The sequence below is a fragment of the Serratia sp. FDAARGOS_506 genome (assembly GCF_003812745.1).
Lineage (GTDB): Bacteria > Pseudomonadota > Gammaproteobacteria > Enterobacterales > Enterobacteriaceae > Serratia.
Genome location: NZ_CP033831.1, coordinates 2,061,138 through 2,080,532 on the forward strand (window position 1 = coordinate 2,061,138; position 19,395 = coordinate 2,080,532).

Genomic DNA, 19,395 nt, shown 5'->3' on the forward strand with positions numbered 1-19,395 from the left:
CGATGAGCGCAACCTATGCGGCCGACGCCTTCACGGGGCAGGCGGTGCTGGTGACCGGCGGCGCTCAGGGCATTGGGCTGGCGATCGTCAGCGCCTTTGCCCGGCTGGGCGCCGAGGTGACGATCGCGGACGTGCAGCTGCCGCAGGCGCAGGCGGCGGCGCAGGCGCTGCGGGACGAAGGGCTGAGTGTGCAGGCGCTGGCTTGCGATCTGGCCGAACCGGGGCAGATCGCCGAGCTGGTGACGGCGGTAGGTGAGCGGCATCAACGGCTGGACGTGGTGATCCACAATGCCGCTTACTTTCCGCTGACGCCGTTCGCCGCTATTGACGCGGCCCTGCTGCAACGCACGCTGAGCGTCAATCTGATGGCACCGTTCTTTCTGGCGCAGGCGGCGCTGCCGTGGATGCGCCGCCGGGGCGGCGGCTGCCTTCTGGTGACCTCGTCGGTGACCGGCCCGCGGGTGGCCTACCCGGGGCTGGCGCATTACGCCGCTTCCAAGGCCGGGGTGAACGGGTTTATTCGCGCGGCGGCGCTGGAGCTGGCGGCGGAGAAAATTCGCGTCAACGGCGTGGAGCCGGGGATGATCCGCACGCCGGCGATGGCCAATCTGGGCGACGCGCAGGTGAATCAGGCGATCGCGGCCTCGGTACCGCTCGGGCGGCTGGGGGAACCGGAAGACATCGCCGCGGCGATGGTGTTTCTCGCCTCGCCGGCGGCGGCCTACATCACCGGGCAGACGCTGGTGGTGGACGGCGGCGCGCTGTTGCCGGAAACGAATTCTCTGCTTACTTGACGCTGCAGCGTTGTTGGCTGCAGCGCCAATTAATTTGAGAATTCCGGTTGGTTAAATCACTTCTTGGCAGGATGCGCTGTGACGTTGGCGGGCAGGCTGTCGCCCAGGGTGATCAGCTCGTCCAGCAGCGTCATCAACTGGTCCATTTTCTGCTGCGAAAAGGCGGCTTCAATCTCGGCGTAGCCCTGTTCCACCTGGTGGCGCGCCACTTCATACAGATCCTGGCCTTGCTGGGTCAGCGACACGTACAGCTTGCGCTGATCGTTGACCGGTTTCAGGCGGAAGATCAGCTTGTCGCGCTCCATGCGCGACAGAATGCCTGTCAGGCTGGGACGCAGAATGCAGGTTTCCGCCGCCAGTTCGTGGAATTCGATCGAACGGCTGTTGGCCAGCACGCGGATGATGCGCCATTGCTGTTCGGTCAAATTGTGGCTTTTCAGGATCGGGCGGAAGAACCCCATGGCGGTTTCACGCGCCTGCAGCAGGGCGATGGTTAACGATTCATGCATAAGTTTGGCCTTAGCTATCAAGGTGTTCGCTGTTACGGCGCTCGTTATGGGGGCGCCTGCCCCGCAAAGCCCGATTTTGTTAATAACTTAATAGTAGCCAAAGTTACCCGTAGGGATAAAGCAAAAATGCGGGGTGCAGCGAAAAATGGCGCGAAAAATGATTAATACATTGAATAATCACGCTAATGTTCGTTATTTGTGAATATTTTGTTATCACGATCACAAATCACTCCAAGCGCGTTGCGTAAAAGCTGCACAGCGTATAAAAGTAATCATTAATATATTAATGAATGCCGGTTGTCATGTTTTGCCATTGGAGGAGTTCGCATGAAAGGCACCGTATTTTCCGTTGCGCTGAATCACCGCAGCCAACTGGACGCCTGGGATCAGGCGTTTCACCAGCCGCCGTATCAGACCCCGCCCAAAACCCCGGTCTGGTTTATCAAACCGCGCAACACCCACCTCGCCAACGGCGGGGCGATCCCGTTCCCGGCCGGTGAAACCGTTCACAGCGGCGGCACGCTGGCGGTGATCATCGGCGATACCGCGCGCAAGGTGCCGGCAGCGCAGGTGAGCCGTTATCTGGCCGGTTATGCGTTGGCCAACGACGTCAGCCTGCCGGAGAGCAGCTTCTACCGCCCGGCGATCAAGGCTAAATGCCGCGATGGGTTCTGCCCGCTGGGGGAGATCGGCCAGTTGGCGAATGCCGATCGGCTGGAGATCGTCACCGAGATCAACGGCGTGGAGCAGGATCGCTGGTCCACCGCCGATCTGGTGCGCTCGGTGCCGGAGCTGATCGCCGCCATCAGCGACTTCATCACCCTGCAGCCGGGCGATGCGGTGCTGATCGGCACCCCGCACCAGCGGGTGGAGATCAAACCGGGGGATGAGGTGACGGTGCGCGCCGCCGGCCTGCCCACTCTGACCAACCGCGTCGCCCAGGCAGGAGCCGCATCATGAAACATGCCCGTATTCGCCATCATGGCCAGATCTTCAACGTGCAGGTAGACGACCAGTTGCGCGTCACGCTGCCGAACGGCGAGGTGCTGCAGGAACGTGAAGTTGAATGGTTGCCGCCGGCGCAGGGCACAGTGTTCGCCCTGGGGCTGAACTATGCCGACCACGCCAGCGAGCTGGAATTCAAGGCGCCGGAAGAACCGCTGGTGTTCCTCAAGGCGCCGAACACCCTGACCGGCCATCTCCAGGTGTCGGTGCGCCCGTCCGGGGTGGAGTACATGCACTACGAAGCCGAACTGGTGGCAGTGATCGGCAAGACTGCGCGCAATGTCAGCCGCGAGCATGCCATGGAGTACGTGGCGGGTTACACCCTGTGCAACGACTACGCCATTCGCGATTACCTGGAGAACTACTATCGGCCGAATCTGCGGGTGAAGAGCCGCGATACCCTGACGCCGATCGGGCCTTACATCGTCGATCGCGACGACGTCGCCGATCCGCACCGGCTGGCGCTCAGCACCTACGTCAACGGTGAGTTGCGCCAACGCGGCAGCACCGCCGACATGATTTTCGACATTCCGTTCCTGGTCGCCTACCTGAGCGAGTTCATGACGCTGCAGCCGGGCGACATGATCGCCACCGGCACGCCGAAAGGGCTGGCCGACGTGCAACCGGGCGATGAAGTGGTGGTGGAGATCGAGGGCATCGGCCGTCTGGTTAACCACATTATCAGTGAAAAAGATTACGAGGAGAGCCTGCGATGAAAACCATCAACCACTGGATCAACGGCAAGAACGTCGCCAGCAAAGAGTATTTCACCACCACCAACCCGGCGAACGGCGAGGTGCTGGCGGAGGTGGCCTCGGGCGGCCAACTGGAGATCGACCAGGCGGTGGCGGCAGCAAAAGAGGCTTTCCCCAAGTGGGCCAATACGCCGATGAAAGAGCGTGCGCGCCTGATGCGCCGTCTGGGTGAACTGATCGACCAGAACGTGCCGCAGATCGCCGAAATGGAAACCGCCGACACCGGTCTGCCGATCCACCAGACCAAAAACGTGCTGATCCCGCGCGCCTCGCACAACTTCGAGTTCTTCGCCGAGGTGTGCCAGCAGATGAACGGCAAGACCTACCCGGTGGACGACAAGATGCTCAACTACACGCTGGTGCAGCCGGTGGGGGTGTGCGCGCTGGTGTCGCCGTGGAACGTGCCGTTCATGACCGCTACCTGGAAAACCGCGCCTTGCCTGGCGTTGGGTAACACTGCGGTGCTGAAGATGTCCGAACTGTCGCCGCTGACCGCCGATCGCCTGGGCGAGTTGGCGCTGGAGGCCGGTATTCCGGCCGGGGTGCTGAACGTGGTGCAGGGCTACGGCGCCACCGCCGGCGACGCATTGGTGCGCCATAAAGACGTGCGCGCGGTCTCCTTTACCGGCGGCACCGCCACCGGCCGCCGCATTATCGAAAGCGCCGGGCTGAAGAAATTCTCCATGGAGCTGGGCGGCAAGTCGCCGGTGCTGATCTTTGAAGACGCCGACATCGAGCGGGCGCTCGACGCCGCGCTGTTCACCATCTTCTCGATCAACGGCGAACGCTGCACTGCCGGTTCGCGCATCTTCATTCAGGAGAGCATCTACCCGGAATTCGTCAAACGCTTCGCCGAACGCGCCAACCGCCTGCGCGTGGGCGATCCGCAAGATCCCAACACCCAGGTGGGGGCGCTGATCAGCCCGCAGCACTGGGAAAAAGTCTCCGGCTATATCCGCCTCGGGCTGGAAGAAGGGGCGACCCTGCTGGCCGGAGGACCGGACAAACCGGCCGGTTTGAGCCACGGCAACTTCCTGCGCCCGACGGTGCTGGCGGATGTCGACAACCGGATGCGCGTGGCGCAGGAGGAGATTTTCGGGCCGGTGGCCTGCCTGCTGCCGTTCAAATCAGAAGAAGACGGCCTGCGCATGGCCAACGACGTGGAGTACGGCCTGGCGTCGTACATCTGGACGCAGGATGTGAGCAAGGTTCTGCGCCTGGCCCGCGGCATTGAAGCGGGCATGGTTTTCGTCAACACCCAAAACGTACGCGATCTGCGCCAACCGTTCGGCGGCGTGAAAGCTTCCGGCACCGGCCGCGAAGGCGGCGAATACAGCTTCGAAGTGTTCGCCGAAATGAAGAACGTGTGCATTTCCATGGGTGATCACCCGATCCCGCGTTGGGGCGTTTAGTCAGGCCCCGGCATCGTTCACGGAATCATTTTTGTTTCATGTGAGGACTTATGGGTAAGTTAGCGTTAGCCGCCAAGATTACACATGTTCCATCGATGTATCTGTCGGAAATCCCTGGGAAAAACTTTGGCTGCCGGCAGGCGGCCATCGACGGCCATAAAGAGATCGGCGCGCGTTGCCGCGAGATGGGCGTCGACACCATCGTGGTGTTCGACACCCACTGGCTGGTGAACAGCGCCTATCACATCAACTGCAGTGCGCATTTCTCCGGCGTGTACACCAGCAACGAGCTGCCGCACTTCATCCGCGATATGACCTACGACTACGACGGCAACCCGGCGCTGGGGCAGCTGATCGCCGACGAGGCCTGCAAGCTGGGCGTGCGCGCCAAGGCGCACGACATTCCGAGCCTGAAGCTGGAATACGGCACGCTGGTGCCGATGCGCTACATGAACGCCGACAAGCATTTCAAAGTGGTGTCGATCTCGGCGTTTTGCACCGTGCATGACTTCGCCGACAGCCGCCGGCTGGGCGAGGCGCTGAAAAGCGCCATCGAGAAATACGACGGCACCGTGGCGGTGCTGGCCAGCGGTTCGCTGTCGCACCGCTTCATCGACGATCAGCGCGCCGAAGAGGGCATGAACAGTTACACCCGCCAGTTCGATCAGCAAATGGACGAACGGGTGGTCAAGCTGTGGGAAGAGGGGCGCTTTCGCGAGTTCTGCGAAATGCTGCCGGAGTATGCCGATTACTGCTACGGCGAAGGCAACATGCACGACACCGTGATGCTGCTGGGCCTGCTCGGCTGGGACAAGTACGACGGCAAGGTGGAGTTCATCACCCCGCTGTTCGCCAGTTCCGGCACCGGGCAGGTTAACGCCGTGTTCCCTTTGCCCGCTGAAGCCTGAGGTGTGTGAATGCCCCATTTTTACGCTGAATGTACCGACAACATCCGCCGCGAGGCGGATTTGCCCACCCTGTTCGCCAAGGTTAACGAGGCGCTGGCGGCGACCGGCATCTTCCCGCTGGCCGGCGTGCGCAGCCGCGCCATCTGGCTCGATACCTGGCAGATGGCCGACGGCAAGCAGGACTACGCCTTCGTGCACATGACGCTGAAGATCGGCCACGGCCGCAGTCTGGAAAGCCGCCAGCAGGTGGGCGAGATGCTGTTTGCGCTGATCAAGGAACACTTCGCCGCGCTGATGGCGCAGCGTTACCTGGCGCTCTCTTTCACGATGGAAGAGCTGGATCCGGTGCTGAATTACAAACAGAACAATGTCCACGCGCTGTTCAACAAGGCGTGAATAAGGGGTCGTAAATGCTGGATAAAGAGCAGGTTAACCGCGCCGTACAGCGCCTGCATCAGGCGGAAAAGAGTCGTGAACAGATCCGCGCGTTGTCGCTCGATCATCCCGAGATCACCATCGAAGACGCTTATGCCATTCAGCGGCAGTGGGTGGAGCTGAAGATCGCTGAGGGGCGCACGCTCAAGGGCCACAAGATCGGCCTGACCTCGCGCGCCATGCAGGTCAGTTCGCAGATCACCGAACCGGACTACGGCGCGCTGCTGGACGACATGTTCTTCAACGACGGCAGCGACATTCCGATCGATCGCTTCATCGTGCCGCGGGTGGAGGTGGAACTGGCGTTCGTACTGGCCAAGCCGCTACGCGGGCCGAACTGCACGCTGTTCGACGTCTACAACGCCACCGACTACATCATTCCGGCGCTGGAGATCATCGATGCGCGCAGCCACAACGTCGATCCCGAGACGCAGCGGCCGCGCAAGGTGTTCGACACCATCTCCGACAACGCCGCCAACGCCGGTGTGGTGATGGGTGGACGGCCGATCAAGCCGGATGCGCTGGACCTGCGCTGGATCTCCGCGCTGCTGTACCGCAACGGCGTGATTGAAGAGTCCGGCGTGGCGGCGGCGGTGCTCAACCACCCGGCTAACGGCGTGGCCTGGCTGGCCAACAAGCTGGCGCCGTATGAGGTGGAGCTGGAAGCGGGGCAGGTGATCCTCGGCGGATCCTTCACCCGGCCGGTGCCGGCGCGGCGCGGCGACACCTTCCATGTCGACTACGGCCAGATGGGCTGCATCAGCTGCCGCTTTGTCTAATAAGCAGGCTCGGCGAACCGGGCCGCCATAAACCGGGCGGGGCCATGCGCTACGCCCGCTTGTCAGGGAGAATGCGATGTTAACCAACCATTTCAAGCGTGCGCTGCAGGAAAAGCGCCCGCAGATCGGGCTGTGGCTCGGCCTGTGCAGCAGCTACAGCGCCGAGCTGTTGGCCGGCGCCGGTTTCGACTGGTTGCTGATCGACGGCGAACATGCGCCCAACAACGTGCAGACGGTGCTGGGGCAGCTGCAGGCGGTCGCGCCTTACCCGAGCCAGCCGGTGGTGCGGCCGCCGTGGAACGACGCGGTGATCATCAAGCAGCTGCTGGACGTCGGCGCGCAAACCTTGCTTATCCCGATGATTCAAAACGCCGAACAGGCGCGCGACGCAGTGCGCGCCACGCGCTATCCGCCGCACGGCGTGCGCGGCGTCGGCAGCGCCCTGGCGCGCGCTTCGCGCTGGAACCGGGTGCCCGATTACCTGCAGCAGGCCGATGAACAGATGTGCGTGCTGGTGCAGATTGAAACCCGCGAGGCGGTGAAAAACCTCGACGCCATTCTGCAGGTGGAAGGGGTGGACGGCGTGTTTATCGGCCCGGCGGATCTCAGCGCCGACATGGGGTTTGCCGGTAATCCGCAGCACCCGGAGGTGCAGCGCACCATCGACGACGCCATCGCGCGCATCCGCGCCGCCGGCAAGGCGCCGGGCATTTTGATGGCCAACAAGGCACTGGCGCAGCGCTATCTGGAGGCCGGCGCGCTGTTCGTCGCGGTGGGGGTGGACACCACCCTGCTGGCGCGGGCGGCGGAAGCCCTGGCGGACGAATTCAAACAGGGCGGGGCGCAAGCGCCTTCAGCGGGAGTCTACTAAACCATGAACCACGTCGATTCGCTGCAGCCGGCCAACCCGGCGCAGCAACATAAAGCGTTAACCGCCGCCGAGCAATCGGTGATTAAAAAGTTGTTTCGGCGCCTGATCATCTTCCTGTTCGTGTTGTTTGTTTTTTCTTTCCTCGACCGCATCAACATCGGCTTCGCCGGGCTGACGATGGGCAAAGATCTCGGTCTCAGCTCGACCATGTTCGGGCTGGCGGCGACGCTGTTCTACGCCACCTATGTGATCTTTGGCATTCCGAGCAACATGATGCTGAGCCGGGTCGGTGCGCGACGCTGGATCGCCACCATCATGGTGCTGTGGGGCATCGCTTCTACCTGCACCCTGTTCGCCACCGGGCCGACCAGCCTGTACGTGCTGCGCATGATCGTCGGCATCACCGAGGCCGGCTTCCTGCCAGGCATTCTGGTGTATCTCACCTACTGGTTTCCGGCGTTCTACCGCGCCCGCGCCAATGCGCTGTTCATGATCGCCATGCCGGTGACCATGGCGATCGGCTCGCTGGTTTCCGGCTATATCCTGGCGCTGGACGGGGTGATGAACCTGAAGGGTTGGCAGTGGCTGTTCCTGCTGGAAGGCATTCCGTCGGTGCTGCTGGGCGTGGTGGTGTGGTTCTACCTCGACGATACGCCGGCCAAGGCCAAGTGGCTGACCGACGAGGAGAAAACCAGCCTGCGGGCGATGATGGAGGCCGACAAGCTGCAGCTGGTGCAACCCAATGGGCCGAGCAGCCACCGCGCGCTGCAGCAACGCAGCCTGTGGCGTGAGGTCTTCACGCCGATCGTGCTGATGTATACGCTGGCCTATTTTTGCCTGACCAACACCCTGAGCGCGATCAACATCTGGACGCCGCAGATCCTGCAGAGCTTCAACCAGGGCAGCAGCAACGTGGTGATCGGCATTCTGGCGGCGATCCCGCAGATCTGCACCATCGCCGGCATGGTGTGGTGGAGTAAACGATCCGACAGGCTGCAGGAGCGTAAGCACCACACCGCGCTGCCGTACCTGTTCGCCGCCGCCGGCTGGCTGCTGGCGTCCGCCACCGATCACAGCCTGATCCAACTGCTGGGGATCGTGATGGCCTCGGTTGGCTCCTTTACCGCCATGGCGATCTTCTGGACCACGCCGGATCAGTCGATCAGCCTGGAAGCGCGGGCGGTGGGGATCGCGGTGATCAACGCTACCGGCAACATCGGATCGGCGCTCAGCCCGGTGCTGATCGGTTGGTTCAAGGATCTGACCGGCAGCTTCAACTCCGGGTTGTATTTCGTCTCGGCGCTGTTGATCGTCGGCGCCGTGCTGGTGTGGCGCATTCCGATGAAGGATTCGCGCCCGAGAGCGACGCCTTGATACGTTGAAGGGCATGATTGCAGGAGGTCATGAGGTGCGGAAAAGTACCGGCTTTATCACCAACATCGATATTTGCAAAGAGTATGACGCGCGTTATGCCGCCGACGAGGTGCACTACGAAACCTTCGCCGGGCTGGCGGCGTTCTTTGGTCGCGACATGCAGGTGCACTGGCACGACTGCTTCTTCCAGGTGCATTTTCTGGAGACCGGCAAGATAGAGCTGCAGCTCGACGACCAGCATTATTCAGTGCAGGCGCCGCTGTTCATCCTCACGCCGCCGTCGGTGCCGCATGCGTTCTTCACTGAACCGGACAGCGACGGCCACGTGCTGACGGTGCGCCAGGAGCTGATTTGGCCGCTGCTGGAGCGTCTGTATCCCGGCAGCAACCTGGCGCTGGACATGCCGGGTATCTGCCTGTCGTTGGCCGACGCGCCGCAGGAGCTGACGGCGCTCAGCCACTATTGGGCGCTGATCCGCCGCGAGTTCGGGCAGAACCTGGCCGGGCGCGAACAGACGCTGGCGCTGCTGGCGCAGGCGGTGTTCACGCTGCTGCTGCGCAACACCGCATTGGAAGACAGCGCCAACAGCGGCGTGCGCGGTGAACTGCAGCTGTTTCAGCGGTTCAACAAGATGGTGGACGAGCGTTTTCGCGAGCACCTGCCGGTGCCGGAGTATGCGCAGGCGTTAGGCGTGACCGAATCGCGGCTCAACGACCTGTGCCGGCGCTTCGCCAACCGGCCACCCAAGCGGCTGATCTTCGATCGGCTGCTGCGCGAGGCCAAACGCATGCTGCTGTTCAGCGCCTGTACGGTGCATGAAACCGCCTACAGCCTCGGCTTCAAGGATCCGGCCTATTTCGCCCGTTTTTTCAATCGGCTGGAAGGCTGTTCCCCCTCGACCTACCGCGCGGCGCAACACGCCCTTTCGTAACCGCGATCACAGTTTGCCGCGAAAGCGGCAAACTGACCTGAAAAGTACCGGCGATTGTCGCAAAAGTCTCTTCTCGAAACCGGCTTTGGAAGCTTCAATTAAGCAACCAAAAGAAAACATTATTTTAACAAATGGCCGGATCCACGGCCTGAAAAATGCCGATTACGAGGAAGACCCGATGAAACCAGAAGACTTTCGTGCCGACAGCAAACGCCCGTTCACCGGCGCCGAATACCTGAAAAGTTTGCAGGACAGCCGCGAAATCTACATTTACGGCGAGCGCGTGAAAGACGTCACCACGCACCCGGCGTTCCGCAACGCGGCGGCGTCAGTCGGCCAGCTGTACGATGCGCTGCACGATCCGGCCAGCCAGGATCGCCTGTGCTGGAATACCGACACCGGCAACGGCGGCTATACCCACAAATTCTTCCGCTACGCTCGTAGCCCGGAAGAGATGCGCCAGCAGCGCGACGCCATCGCCGACTGGTCGCGCCAAAGCTACGGCTGGATGGGGCGTACGCCGGACTACAAGGCGGCCTTCGGCTGCGCGCTGGGGGCTTATCCGGAGTTCTACGGTCAGTTCGCCGACAATGCGCGCCACTGGTACAAACGGATTCAGGAAACCGGGCTCTATTTCAACCACGCCATCGTCAACCCGCCGATCGACCGCCACAAGCCGGTCAACGAGGTGAAGGACGTCTACATTCAGGTGGAGAAAGAGACTGACGCCGGCATCATCGTCAGCGGCGCCAAAGTGGTGGCCACCAACTCGGCGTTGACCCACTACAACTTCATCGGCTTCGGTTCGGCGCAGGTGATGGGCGATAACCCGGACTTTGCGCTGATGTTCGTGGCGCCGATGGACGCCGAAGGGGTGAAGCTGATTTCGCGCGCCTCTTACGAGCTGGTGGCCGGCGCCACCGGATCGCCGTTCGACTACCCGCTCACCAGCCGCTTCGACGAGAACGACGCGATCCTGATTATGGATCATGTGCTGATCCCGTGGGAAAACGTGCTGATCTACCGCGATTTCGATCGCTGCCGCCGTTGGAGCACCCAGGGCGGTTTCGCCCGGCTGTTCCCGCTGCAGGCCTGCGTGCGCCTGGCGGTGAAGATGGACTTCATCACCGCGCTGCTGCAAAAGAGCCTCTCGTGTACCGGCGTGCTGGAGTTCCGCGGCGTGCAGGCCGATCTGGGCGAAGTGGTAGCCTGGCGCAACCTGTTCTGGTCGCTGAGCGACGCGATGTGCGCCGAAGCCACTAAATGGGAAAACGGCGCTTATCTGCCGGATTCCGCCGCGCTGCAAACCTATCGCGTGATGGCGCCGATGGCTTACACCAAGGTGAAACACATCATCGAGAAGAACGTCACCAGCGGCCTGATCTATCTGCCGTCCAGCGTGCGCGACATGAATAACCCGGAGATCGACAAGTATCTGGCGCGCTACGTGCGCGGATCGGACGGCATGGATCACGTTGAACGCATCAAGATCCTCAAGCTGATGTGGGATGCGATCGGCAGCGAATTCGGCGGCCGCCACGAGCTGTATGAGATCAACTACGCCGGCAGCCAGGATGAGATCCGTCTGCAGTGCCTGCGCCATGCGCAGGGATCCGGCAACATGGATCGCATGATGCAGATGGTTGACAAGTGCCTGGCCGATTACGATCAGCACGGCTGGAAGGTGCCGCACCTGCGGAACAATGACGATATTAATCAGTTGGATAATCTGCTGAAGTAATTCAGGAGGAGGTTGTATGTCTCAGGAAAATGAACAGCGCCTGCGCTTTCGCGACGCCATGGCCAGCCTGTCGGCGGCGGTGAATATCGTCACCACCGACGGCCCGGCGGGGCGCTGCGGCATCACCGCCACGGCGGTGTGCTCGGTGACTGATACGCCGCCGACGCTGCTGGTGTGCATCAACCGCAACAGCGCGATGAACCCGGTGTTTCAGGAAAACCGCAGGCTGTGCGTCAACGTGCTCAACCACGAACAGGAGCTGATGGCGCGCCACTTCGCCGGCATGACCGGCGTCAGCATGGAAGATCGTTTCCGGCTGGAAGAGTGGCAGCTCGGTGCGCTGGGGCAGCCGGTGCTGCGCAATACCTTGGCCAGCCTGGAAGGGGAGATCGAGCAGATCCAAAGCATCGGCACCCACCAGATGTACCTGGTGCAGATCAAACACATCGCGCTGAGCGAAGCCGGCAACGGGCTGATCTACTTCAAGCGCAATTTCCATTCGGTGATCCACCAGATGGCGGTGCCGGCCTGAGGCGTTGGGGCGCAGCAGGCTGCGCCCCGCGTTTCAACTCTTGTTGGCCGCCAGATCGCTCACCAGGCGGTTGACCGGATCGCTCATGTTGGTGAACTTGCTCAGCTCCGAGCGGGTCACCACCACGAACACCCCGACGTTCTTCGCCGGAATCATCGCCATGTAGGTAATGAATCCGCCACCACCACCGGTCTTCTGAATGATGCCCGGTAGCCCGTCCTTCGGCGCCATATACACCCAGCCCAACCCCAGCGCATCCGCTTGCCCCGGCACGTCCATGCCTTTCAGCGACACCAGATCGTGACGTTGGAAGTACATGGTTTGCTCGCTGGCAGCGGTGGCCTTGCGCGGGCCGCTGGCGCTGGAGGAGAGGAACTGCTGCATCCAGCGCTGCATGTCGCGCGGGGTGGAGTAGACGCCGCCACTGCCGGCTGCGGCGGTGGTGTCGCGGCAGGCGCTCGGGCCGGCCGCCGCCACCATCAGGCGCGAGCACTGTTCGGGGCTCGGCGTTAGCGTGGTGTCGACCATGCCGAGTGGTGCGGTGATTTTCTCTTTCAGCAGCGCGTTGTAAGGCTTGCCTGCAGCGCGCGACAGCGCGTCGGCCAGCAGGTCATAAGCCAGGTTGGAGTAGGCGGCGTGTACGCCCGGCGGCACCGTGACGTTGGCATGCGCCAGCCACTGCCAGCGCTGGGCCTTGGTCGGCCAGGTGAAAACCGGCGTTTTCGGCGGCTTCTTGCCCGGCTGCTCGCGCGGCAGCGAACTGGTGTGCGTCGCCAGGTTCAGCAGGGTGATCGGTTGGCTGGCGTTGTAAGCCGGCACATAGGCGCCTTTGGGGGCATACTTGCGCAGCGGGTCGGTCAGTTTTACCTGGCCTTCCGCCGCCATTTTCACCATCACTTCGCTGGTCATCAGCTTGGTGATCGAAGCGATACGGATCAGCGAATCCGGGCGCGGGCGCAGGTTGTTGCCAGGTTTGGTATCGCCAAAGCTGCGGTTAACCACCTGATTGCCGTCGATCACCACCAGCGCCATGCCGGTGGCACCGCTGTTGTAGAAAATATGTTCGGCATACTGGTCGACGATTTGCGAAGCCAGCTGCGGGGGCGCGGCCTGCACGGCCAGCGGCGCGGCGCACAGGCCCAGCGCCAGCAATAAAGCGGAGACAGAGTTCTTCAACGGTCGTTATCCATTTAACAATGCAGCGGGGAAAGGGCTTATCCGTTGCCCAGTGTAATGCGCCCGGGTCCTGGCTGCATGTAGAAAAAAGAGCGGTGGCGATAAAATTTTTTAACCGCCGGTGGCCTACTGCGCGCGGGCGAAAATGGCGATCACTTCGTCGAGGTGCGCCTTCATCGCCTTGCGGGCACCGCGCACGTCGCGCGCTTCGATCGCCGCCAGGATAGCCCGGTGTTCCAGCTCGGAACGGTGCGGCATGTCGTCCGGCGTATAGTGGCGCTGCAGCACGCGGAACATGCTGCCGTAACGGTGGCCGAGCAGGTGGCCGATGATGAACGCATAGGCCGGGTTGCCGCTGGCCTGGGCGATGCGGATGTGGAACAGCCGATCGCCGGGGTGGGTGGCGGAACCGGCGCGGTTATCGCGGCAGTTCTGCTCATAGGCAGCGCGGATGCCCGCCAGCTCTTCGTCGGTGGCGTGGCGCGCGGCCAGCGCGGCGGTCTCCGGTTCAATCAGCAGGCGGGTTTGCAGCAGTGAAAACGGCGGCAGCTCGGCGTTGAAATCCAGCTCGATGTTCAGTTCGTCGTCGATCTCCGCCCACTGGTTGCGGCCGGCCTGGGCCATCACCGGCTCCTGCGACGGCGCCAGCGGCGTTTGCGAGCGTACGATCACCCCGTTACCGACCTTGACGTCCACCAGGCCGATCACTTCCAGTGCGATAAGCGCCTCGCGCACCGACGCGCGGCTGACCTGCAACTGCTGGGCGAGATCCCGCTCCGAGGGCAGGCGGCTGCCCGGTGGAAATTCGTTATTTTCGATAAGACGTTTGAGCTGGTCAGCTATCTGTCTGTAAATTCTTGGGTTTTCCAGTCGGGTAATCGGCATTTTTGACCTTTGACGATTCTGCGTTCAGTGATTTGGCGCACAATTATGCGACAAGGCGCTTGAGTAATCGTTATTCAAGTGTAAAAAAAAGGTTAATTGAAATGCGGTTTCAAGGCTGTTTTATTAACTTCTTCCCCCAACGATAACGCGTAAAGCGTCTTTTGTCATGTTAGAGGCCTGACCTTTAATCGCCCTTAGTGGCCTGACCATTAGACCTTTAGGCCGAGGAGTCAAGATGGATTTAACCGGGAAACGTGTACTGATCACCGCCGCCGGGCAAGGGATCGGTTTTACCACCGCCAGGCTGTTCGCCGCCGCCGGTGCTGAGGTGATCGCCAGCGATATCAACCTAGAGCGCCTGCAGGGCTCCGCCGGGATCCGCGCGCTGACGCTGAACGTCACCGATCCGGCCGCCATCGCGGCGGCGGCGGAAGCGATCGGCCCGATCGACGTGCTGTTCAACTGCGCCGGCGTGGTGCACAGCGGATCGATCCTCGATTGCAGCGAAGAGCAGTGGGCTTTCGCGCTCGATCTCAACGTTACCGCGATGTTCCGCATGATTCGCGCCTTCCTGCCGGGCATGTTGGCGCGCGGCAAAGGTTCAATCATCAACATGTCCTCGGTGGCCTCGAGCGTGAAAGGGGTGCCGAACCGCTTTGCCTACGGCGCCAGCAAAGCGGCGGTGATCGGCCTGACGCGCTCGGTGGCGGCGGACTACGTCACGCAGGGCATCCGCTGCAATGCCATCTGCCCCGGCACGGTGGAGTCGCCGTCGCTGCGCCAGCGCATTGCCGAGCAGGCGCGCGAGCAGGGGCGCAGCGAGCAAGAGGTGTATCAGGCGTTCGTCGCCCGTCAGCCGATCGGGCGCATCGGTACCACCGAGGAAATCGCCCAATTGGCGCTGTATCTGGCCTCCGACGCCAGTTCATACACCACCGGTACGGTGCAGGTTATCGACGGCGGCTGGAGCAACTGAAGGAATGGGCCCTCAGGCGGTTGCGCTTGCCATTTTGAGCTTGGGCAGTGCTCGGACTCCTCACGTACTCCGCGTACGCTCCGGGTCCTGCGCGCTGTCCGTACTCAAACTGCCTGCGCTCACGGCACCTGTGGGCCCATTCCTCCCGCATATTTTTTGAGAGAGGAAGGCATGAAACTTTTACGTTACGGGCAACCCGGGCAAGAGCGCCCCGGCATGTTGGATGCGCAGGGCCGCCTGCGCGATCTGTCGCAGCATATCGCCGATGTAGGGGGCACCGCGTTATTACCGGCGTCGCTCGCCAAACTGCGCGCGCTGGACAGCGCTACGCTGCCGCTGGTCGAAGGGCAGCCGCGCCTCGGCGCCTGCGTCGGCGGCATCGGCAAGTTTATCTGTATCGGCCTGAACTACGCTGATCATGCGGCGGAGACCGGTGCGGCCATTCCTGAGGAGCCGGTGGTATTCAACAAATGGACCAGCGCGGTGGTCGGCCCCAACGATCGCGTGGAGATCCCGCGCGGCTCGCAGAAAACCGACTGGGAAGTGGAGTTGGGCGTGGTGATCGGCCAGGGCGGGCGCTACATCAGCGAAGCAGACGCGATGCGCCACGTCGCCGGCTACTGCGTGATCAACGACGTCTCAGAACGCGAATATCAAATTGAGCGCGGCGGCACCTGGGACAAGGGCAAAGGCTGCGACACCTTCGGGCCGATCGGCCCCTGGCTGGTGACCGCCGACGAGATCGCCGATCCGCACAGCCTGAACCTGTGGCTGGAGGTGGACGGCAAGCGCTATCAGGACGGCAACACCAGCACCATGATCTTCCGCATTCCCCAGATCGTCAGCTACCTCAGCCGCTTTATGAGCCTGCAGCCGGGCGACGTGATCTCCACCGGCACGCCGCCGGGCGTCGGCATGGGGCAGAAACCGCAGCCCATCTATCTGCGTGCGGGCCAGACGATGCGTCTGGGCATCGAAGGGCTGGGCGAACAGCGCCAGCAAACCGTACAGGCTTAACCGGGAGCGCCGCCATGACCACCATTACCGCACTGCGGGTTGAAGACATTCGTTTTCCCACGTCGCTGGGGCTGGACGGATCCGACGCCATGAATCCGGATCCCGACTATTCCGCCGCCTACGTGATCCTGGAGACCGATCGCGCGGATCTCAGCGGCCACGGGCTGACGTTCACCATCGGCCGTGGCAACGAGATCTGCTGCGCGGCGATCCGCGCGCTGGAACACCAGATCGTCGGCGAGCGGCTGGAGGATATCGCCGCCGACATGGGCGCCTTCTGGCGGCGCTTCACCAGCGACAGCCAGCTGCGCTGGATCGGGCCGGACAAGGGGGCCATTCACCTGGCGACCGGCGCGGTGGTCAACGCGGTGTGGGATCTGTGGGCCAAATCGGTCGGCAAGCCGGTGTGGCGGCTGGTGGCGGAGATGACGCCGGAGGAGCTGGTGCGCTGCATCGATTTCCGTTACATCACCGACTGCATCACGCCGCAGGAAGCGCTGGCGCTGCTGAAACAGCGTGCTGAGGGCAAAGAGCGGCGCCTGGAGCGGCTGCTGCAGGAAGGCTATCCCTGCTACACCACCTCCGCCGGCTGGCTGGGTTATCCGGACGACAAGCTGCGCCGCTTGTGTCAGGAAGCGGTCGACGCCGGTTTTTCTTACCTGAAGCTGAAGGTCGGGCGCGATCTGGAAGACGATATCCGCCGGGTGCGCATCGCCCGCGAAGTGATCGGCCCGGATCGCCGGCTGATGATCGACGCCAACCAGGTGTGGGAGGTGAACGAAGCCATTCCGTGGGTGAAGCATCTGGCGTTCGCCAAACCCTGGTTTATCGAAGAGCCGACCAGCCCGGATGACGTGGAAGGGCACCGCCGCATCCGCGAAGGGGTAGCGCCGGTCAAGGTGGCCACCGGTGAGATGTGCCAGAACCGCATCATGTTCAAGCAGTTCATCATGCGCGGCGCGGTAGACGTGGTGCAGATCGACGCCTGCCGCCTCGGCGGCGTCAACGAAGTGCTGGCGGTGATGCTGATGGCGGCCAAATACCAGCTGCCGGTTTGCCCGCACGCCGGCGGCGTCGGGCTCTGCGAGTATGTGCAGCACCTGTCGATGATCGACTACCTGTGCATTGCTGGCACCCATGAAGGCCGGGTGATCGAGTATGTCGATCATCTGCATGAACACTTTGTCGATCCCTGCGTGATCAAAGGCGCGGCCTACATGCCGCCGAGCCGTCCCGGCTATTCGATCGAGATGCATCCGTCGTCGATCGAACAGTATCGGTTCCGCGGGTGAGGCGGGAGGATCGCATGCCGCGTATCGACGCTCACCAGCACTACTGGCGCTATCACCCACAGCATTACCCGTGGATCGACGAACGGATGAGCGTGCTGCGGCAGGATTTCGATCCGCCCCGGCTGCGGCCGCTGCTGCAGGAACAGGGTTTCGACGGCGCGCTGGCGGTGCAGGCGCGCCCCAGCGAGGACGAGACGCTGGCCCTGCTGGCGCTGGCTGAGCAGGGCGAGGGCGTATGCGGCGTGGTGGGGTGGCTGGACATCGCCGCGCCACAACTGGCGCAGCGTCTGGAAGCTTTACGGCCGCATACCGCGTTGCGCGGGGTGCGCCATCAGGTGCAGGACGAAGCGGATCCGGCGGCTTGGCTGGCGCGGCCGGAAGTGGAGCGCGGCATGCAAACGCTGCAGCGCGCCGGGTATGTGTACGAAATCCTGGTGACGCACCGGCATCTGGCGGCTGCGGCGGCGTTCGCGGCCCGCCACGACGAGCATTGGCTGGTACTGGATCATTTCGGCAAGCCGGACATCGCGCGCGGCGTGCGGCACTGGGCGCAGCAAATCCGGCCGCTGGCGGCGCTGCCGCACGTGGCCTGCAAGCTGTCGGGGTTGATCACCGAGGCGCCGGGTGGCCGGTGGCAGGCGGAAGAACTGCTGCCGTTCTTCGACGCCGCGCTGGAGGCGTTCGGCCCGCAGCGGCTGATGTTCGGCTCTGACTGGCCGGTGTGCCTGCTGGCCGGCGACTACCGCCAGGTGGTGCGACTGTGCGAACGGGCGTTGTCGACGCTGGGGGCCGCTGAGCAGGCGGCGATTTGGGGCGACACCGCCTGGCGAATTTACGGTTTAACGGAGTCTGGTTATGGATCTGTATCTGCAAGATAAGGTGGTGCTGGTCACCGGCGGCGGTGCCGGCATCGGCGCGGCGATTGCTCATGTGCTGGCTGAAGAAGGTGCGATCCCGGTGCTGGTCACCAACGCCGCGCCGGAGGCGGCGCTGCTGGCCGATTTGCAGCGGCTGCAGCCGCGCACCGAGGTGATCCTTACCGAATTGTGCGACGAGGCGGCCTGCCGCCGCGCGGTCAGCCAGACGCTGGCGACCTTCGGCCGAATCGACGGGCTGGTGAATAACGCCGGGGTCAACGACGGCGTCGGGCTGGAGGCGGGGCGCGAAGCGTTCGTCGGCTCGCTGGAAAAGAACCTGGTGCACTACTACCTGATGGCACACCTGTGCCAGGCGGCGCTGCAGGAAAGCCGGGGCGCCATCGTCAACATCGCCTCCAAGACCGCGCTCAGCGGCCAGGGCGGCACCAGCGGCTACACCGCCGCCAAGGGCGCGGTGCTGGCGCTGACGCGCGAATGGGCGGTGTCGCTGCGCCATGACGGGGTGCGGGTGAACGCGGTGGTGCCGGCGGAGGTGATCACCCCGCAGTACCAGCGCTGGCTCAACACCTTCGCCGAGCCGCAGCGGCAGATGGCGAAAATCACCGCGCGCATTCCGCTCGGGCAGCGCATGACCACGCCGCAAGAGATCGCCGACACCGTGGCGTTCCTGTTGTCGTCGCGGTCGTCGCACACCACCGGGCAATGGCTGTCGGTGGACGGCGGCTACCTGCACCTCGATCGGGCGTTGACGTGAGCGGCGCGGCGGCAGGGCGGCGCCGTTTTTGCCAGGCGCTCGATCTGATTGACTCACCGGCGCTGATTGCGGAGTACCTGCAGCATCATCAGCGCATCTGGCCGGGCATCGCCGCGCATCTGCGTGAGCACGGCATTCTCGACATGGAGATTTATCGGTTGGGCACCCGGCTGTTCATGATCGTGGAAGTCAGCGCCGATTTCGACGCCGCGCGTTTTAACGCCGCCAGCCTGAGCAACCCCGAAGTACAGCGATGGGAAGCGCTGATGTGGCACTACCAGGTCGCCACCCCCTGGACGCCGCAGGGCGAAAAATGGGTGGAAATGGCGCGGATATTTTCTCTGCAACAGCAATAACGCCAACATCATCAT

Annotated in this window: 21 protein-coding genes; 18 read left to right on the forward strand and 3 right to left on the reverse strand. The window is 62.9% G+C overall.

Features of this window, described 5'->3' with window-relative positions:
* Positions 1-2 precede the first annotated feature (2 nt).
* On the forward strand, positions 3-794 hold the full coding sequence (locus EGY12_RS09950) for an SDR family oxidoreductase (RefSeq protein ID WP_123893340.1): 792 nt from the start codon (positions 3-5) through the stop codon (positions 792-794).
* Positions 795-850: 56 nt separating this feature from the next.
* Here EGY12_RS09950 and hpaR read toward each other — a convergent pair whose 3' ends face one another.
* Complete coding sequence (gene hpaR / locus EGY12_RS09955) at positions 851-1,303, reverse strand: homoprotocatechuate degradation operon regulator HpaR (protein ID WP_123893342.1); 453 nt, start codon at positions 1,301-1,303, stop codon at positions 851-853.
* A gap of 327 nt (positions 1,304-1,630) precedes the next feature.
* Between hpaR and EGY12_RS09960 the strand changes: the two genes are divergently transcribed.
* The 11 genes from EGY12_RS09960 (at position 1,631) to hpaC (ending at position 12,046) form a co-directional block, all read left to right on the forward strand.
* Positions 1,631-2,263 carry a fumarylacetoacetate hydrolase family protein gene (locus tag EGY12_RS09960; protein ID WP_123893344.1) on the forward strand — a complete coding sequence of 211 codons (633 nt, stop codon included), beginning with the start codon at positions 1,631-1,633 and terminating at the stop codon, positions 2,261-2,263.
* Positions 2,260-3,024: a fumarylacetoacetate hydrolase family protein gene (locus tag EGY12_RS09965; protein ID WP_123893346.1), complete on the forward strand. Its 765-nt coding sequence runs from the start codon at positions 2,260-2,262 to the stop codon at positions 3,022-3,024. The genes EGY12_RS09960 and EGY12_RS09965 overlap by 4 nt, the downstream gene beginning before the upstream one ends.
* The gene (gene hpaE / locus EGY12_RS09970) at positions 3,021-4,475 is read left to right on the forward strand and encodes a 5-carboxymethyl-2-hydroxymuconate semialdehyde dehydrogenase (protein ID WP_123893348.1); all 1,455 of its coding nucleotides are present in this window, start codon (positions 3,021-3,023) and stop codon (positions 4,473-4,475) included. Before EGY12_RS09965 ends, hpaE begins: the two co-directional genes overlap by 4 nt.
* A gap of 50 nt (positions 4,476-4,525) precedes the next feature.
* Complete coding sequence (gene hpaD, locus EGY12_RS09975) at positions 4,526-5,383, forward strand: 3,4-dihydroxyphenylacetate 2,3-dioxygenase (RefSeq protein ID WP_049202357.1); 858 nt, start codon at positions 4,526-4,528, stop codon at positions 5,381-5,383.
* Between the two features lie 9 nt (positions 5,384-5,392).
* Positions 5,393-5,779 (forward strand): 5-carboxymethyl-2-hydroxymuconate Delta-isomerase, encoded by a 387-nt coding sequence (locus tag EGY12_RS09980; protein ID WP_004933172.1) that lies wholly within the window; start codon positions 5,393-5,395, stop codon positions 5,777-5,779.
* Positions 5,780-5,793: 14 nt separating this feature from the next.
* On the forward strand, positions 5,794-6,597 hold the full coding sequence (hpaH, locus tag EGY12_RS09985; protein WP_123893350.1) for a 2-oxo-hept-4-ene-1,7-dioate hydratase: 804 nt from the start codon (positions 5,794-5,796) through the stop codon (positions 6,595-6,597).
* 76 nt (positions 6,598-6,673) lie between these two features.
* The gene (hpaI, locus tag EGY12_RS09990; RefSeq protein WP_123893352.1) at positions 6,674-7,468 is read left to right on the forward strand and encodes a 4-hydroxy-2-oxoheptanedioate aldolase; all 795 of its coding nucleotides are present in this window, start codon (positions 6,674-6,676) and stop codon (positions 7,466-7,468) included.
* Positions 7,469-7,471: 3 nt separating this feature from the next.
* On the forward strand, positions 7,472-8,842 hold the full coding sequence (gene hpaX / locus EGY12_RS09995) for a 4-hydroxyphenylacetate permease (RefSeq protein ID WP_123893354.1): 1,371 nt from the start codon (positions 7,472-7,474) through the stop codon (positions 8,840-8,842).
* 34 nt (positions 8,843-8,876) lie between these two features.
* Positions 8,877-9,773 carry a 4-hydroxyphenylacetate catabolism regulatory protein HpaA gene (hpaA, locus tag EGY12_RS10000; protein ID WP_123893356.1) on the forward strand — a complete coding sequence of 299 codons (897 nt, stop codon included), beginning with the start codon at positions 8,877-8,879 and terminating at the stop codon, positions 9,771-9,773.
* Between the two features lie 178 nt (positions 9,774-9,951).
* Entirely contained in the window at positions 9,952-11,514 is a 1,563-nt protein-coding gene (gene hpaB, locus EGY12_RS10005; protein WP_019454961.1) for a 4-hydroxyphenylacetate 3-monooxygenase, oxygenase component, read from the forward strand.
* Between the two features lie 16 nt (positions 11,515-11,530).
* Entirely contained in the window at positions 11,531-12,046 is a 516-nt protein-coding gene (hpaC, locus tag EGY12_RS10010) for a 4-hydroxyphenylacetate 3-monooxygenase, reductase component (RefSeq protein ID WP_123893359.1), read from the forward strand.
* A gap of 33 nt (positions 12,047-12,079) precedes the next feature.
* On the opposite strand, the gene ampH is transcribed toward hpaC, so the two are convergent.
* Positions 12,080-13,222 carry a D-alanyl-D-alanine-carboxypeptidase/endopeptidase AmpH gene (gene ampH, locus EGY12_RS10015; RefSeq protein WP_123893361.1) on the reverse strand — a complete coding sequence of 381 codons (1,143 nt, stop codon included), beginning with the start codon at positions 13,220-13,222 and terminating at the stop codon, positions 12,080-12,082.
* 126 nt (positions 13,223-13,348) lie between these two features.
* On the reverse strand, positions 13,349-14,107 hold the full coding sequence (locus EGY12_RS10020) for a FadR/GntR family transcriptional regulator (RefSeq protein ID WP_033636991.1): 759 nt from the start codon (positions 14,105-14,107) through the stop codon (positions 13,349-13,351).
* 235 nt (positions 14,108-14,342) lie between these two features.
* On the opposite strand from EGY12_RS10020, the gene EGY12_RS10025 reads away from it, so the two are divergent.
* The 6 genes from EGY12_RS10025 to EGY12_RS10050 all read left to right on the forward strand — a co-directional run bounded on the left by EGY12_RS10025 (position 14,343) and on the right by EGY12_RS10050 (position 19,380).
* Positions 14,343-15,083, forward strand: coding sequence for an SDR family oxidoreductase (locus tag EGY12_RS10025; protein WP_123893362.1), 741 nt, complete (start codon positions 14,343-14,345; stop codon positions 15,081-15,083).
* Between the two features lie 171 nt (positions 15,084-15,254).
* Positions 15,255-16,100, forward strand: coding sequence for a fumarylacetoacetate hydrolase family protein (locus EGY12_RS10030; protein ID WP_123893363.1), 846 nt, complete (start codon positions 15,255-15,257; stop codon positions 16,098-16,100).
* 14 nt (positions 16,101-16,114) lie between these two features.
* Positions 16,115-17,392: an L-fuconate dehydratase gene (locus tag EGY12_RS10035; RefSeq protein WP_123893365.1), complete on the forward strand. Its 1,278-nt coding sequence runs from the start codon at positions 16,115-16,117 to the stop codon at positions 17,390-17,392.
* A 14-nt stretch (positions 17,393-17,406) separates the two neighbouring features.
* Positions 17,407-18,270, forward strand: coding sequence for an amidohydrolase (locus tag EGY12_RS10040; RefSeq protein WP_123893367.1), 864 nt, complete (start codon positions 17,407-17,409; stop codon positions 18,268-18,270).
* The gene (locus EGY12_RS10045) at positions 18,248-19,024 is read left to right on the forward strand and encodes an SDR family oxidoreductase (RefSeq protein ID WP_033652859.1); all 777 of its coding nucleotides are present in this window, start codon (positions 18,248-18,250) and stop codon (positions 19,022-19,024) included. The genes EGY12_RS10040 and EGY12_RS10045 overlap by 23 nt, the downstream gene beginning before the upstream one ends.
* Positions 19,021-19,380, forward strand: a complete 360-nt coding sequence (locus tag EGY12_RS10050; protein ID WP_123893369.1) for an L-rhamnose mutarotase — start codon at positions 19,021-19,023, stop codon at positions 19,378-19,380. Before EGY12_RS10045 ends, EGY12_RS10050 begins: the two co-directional genes overlap by 4 nt.
* Positions 19,381-19,395: the final 15 nt, after the last annotated feature.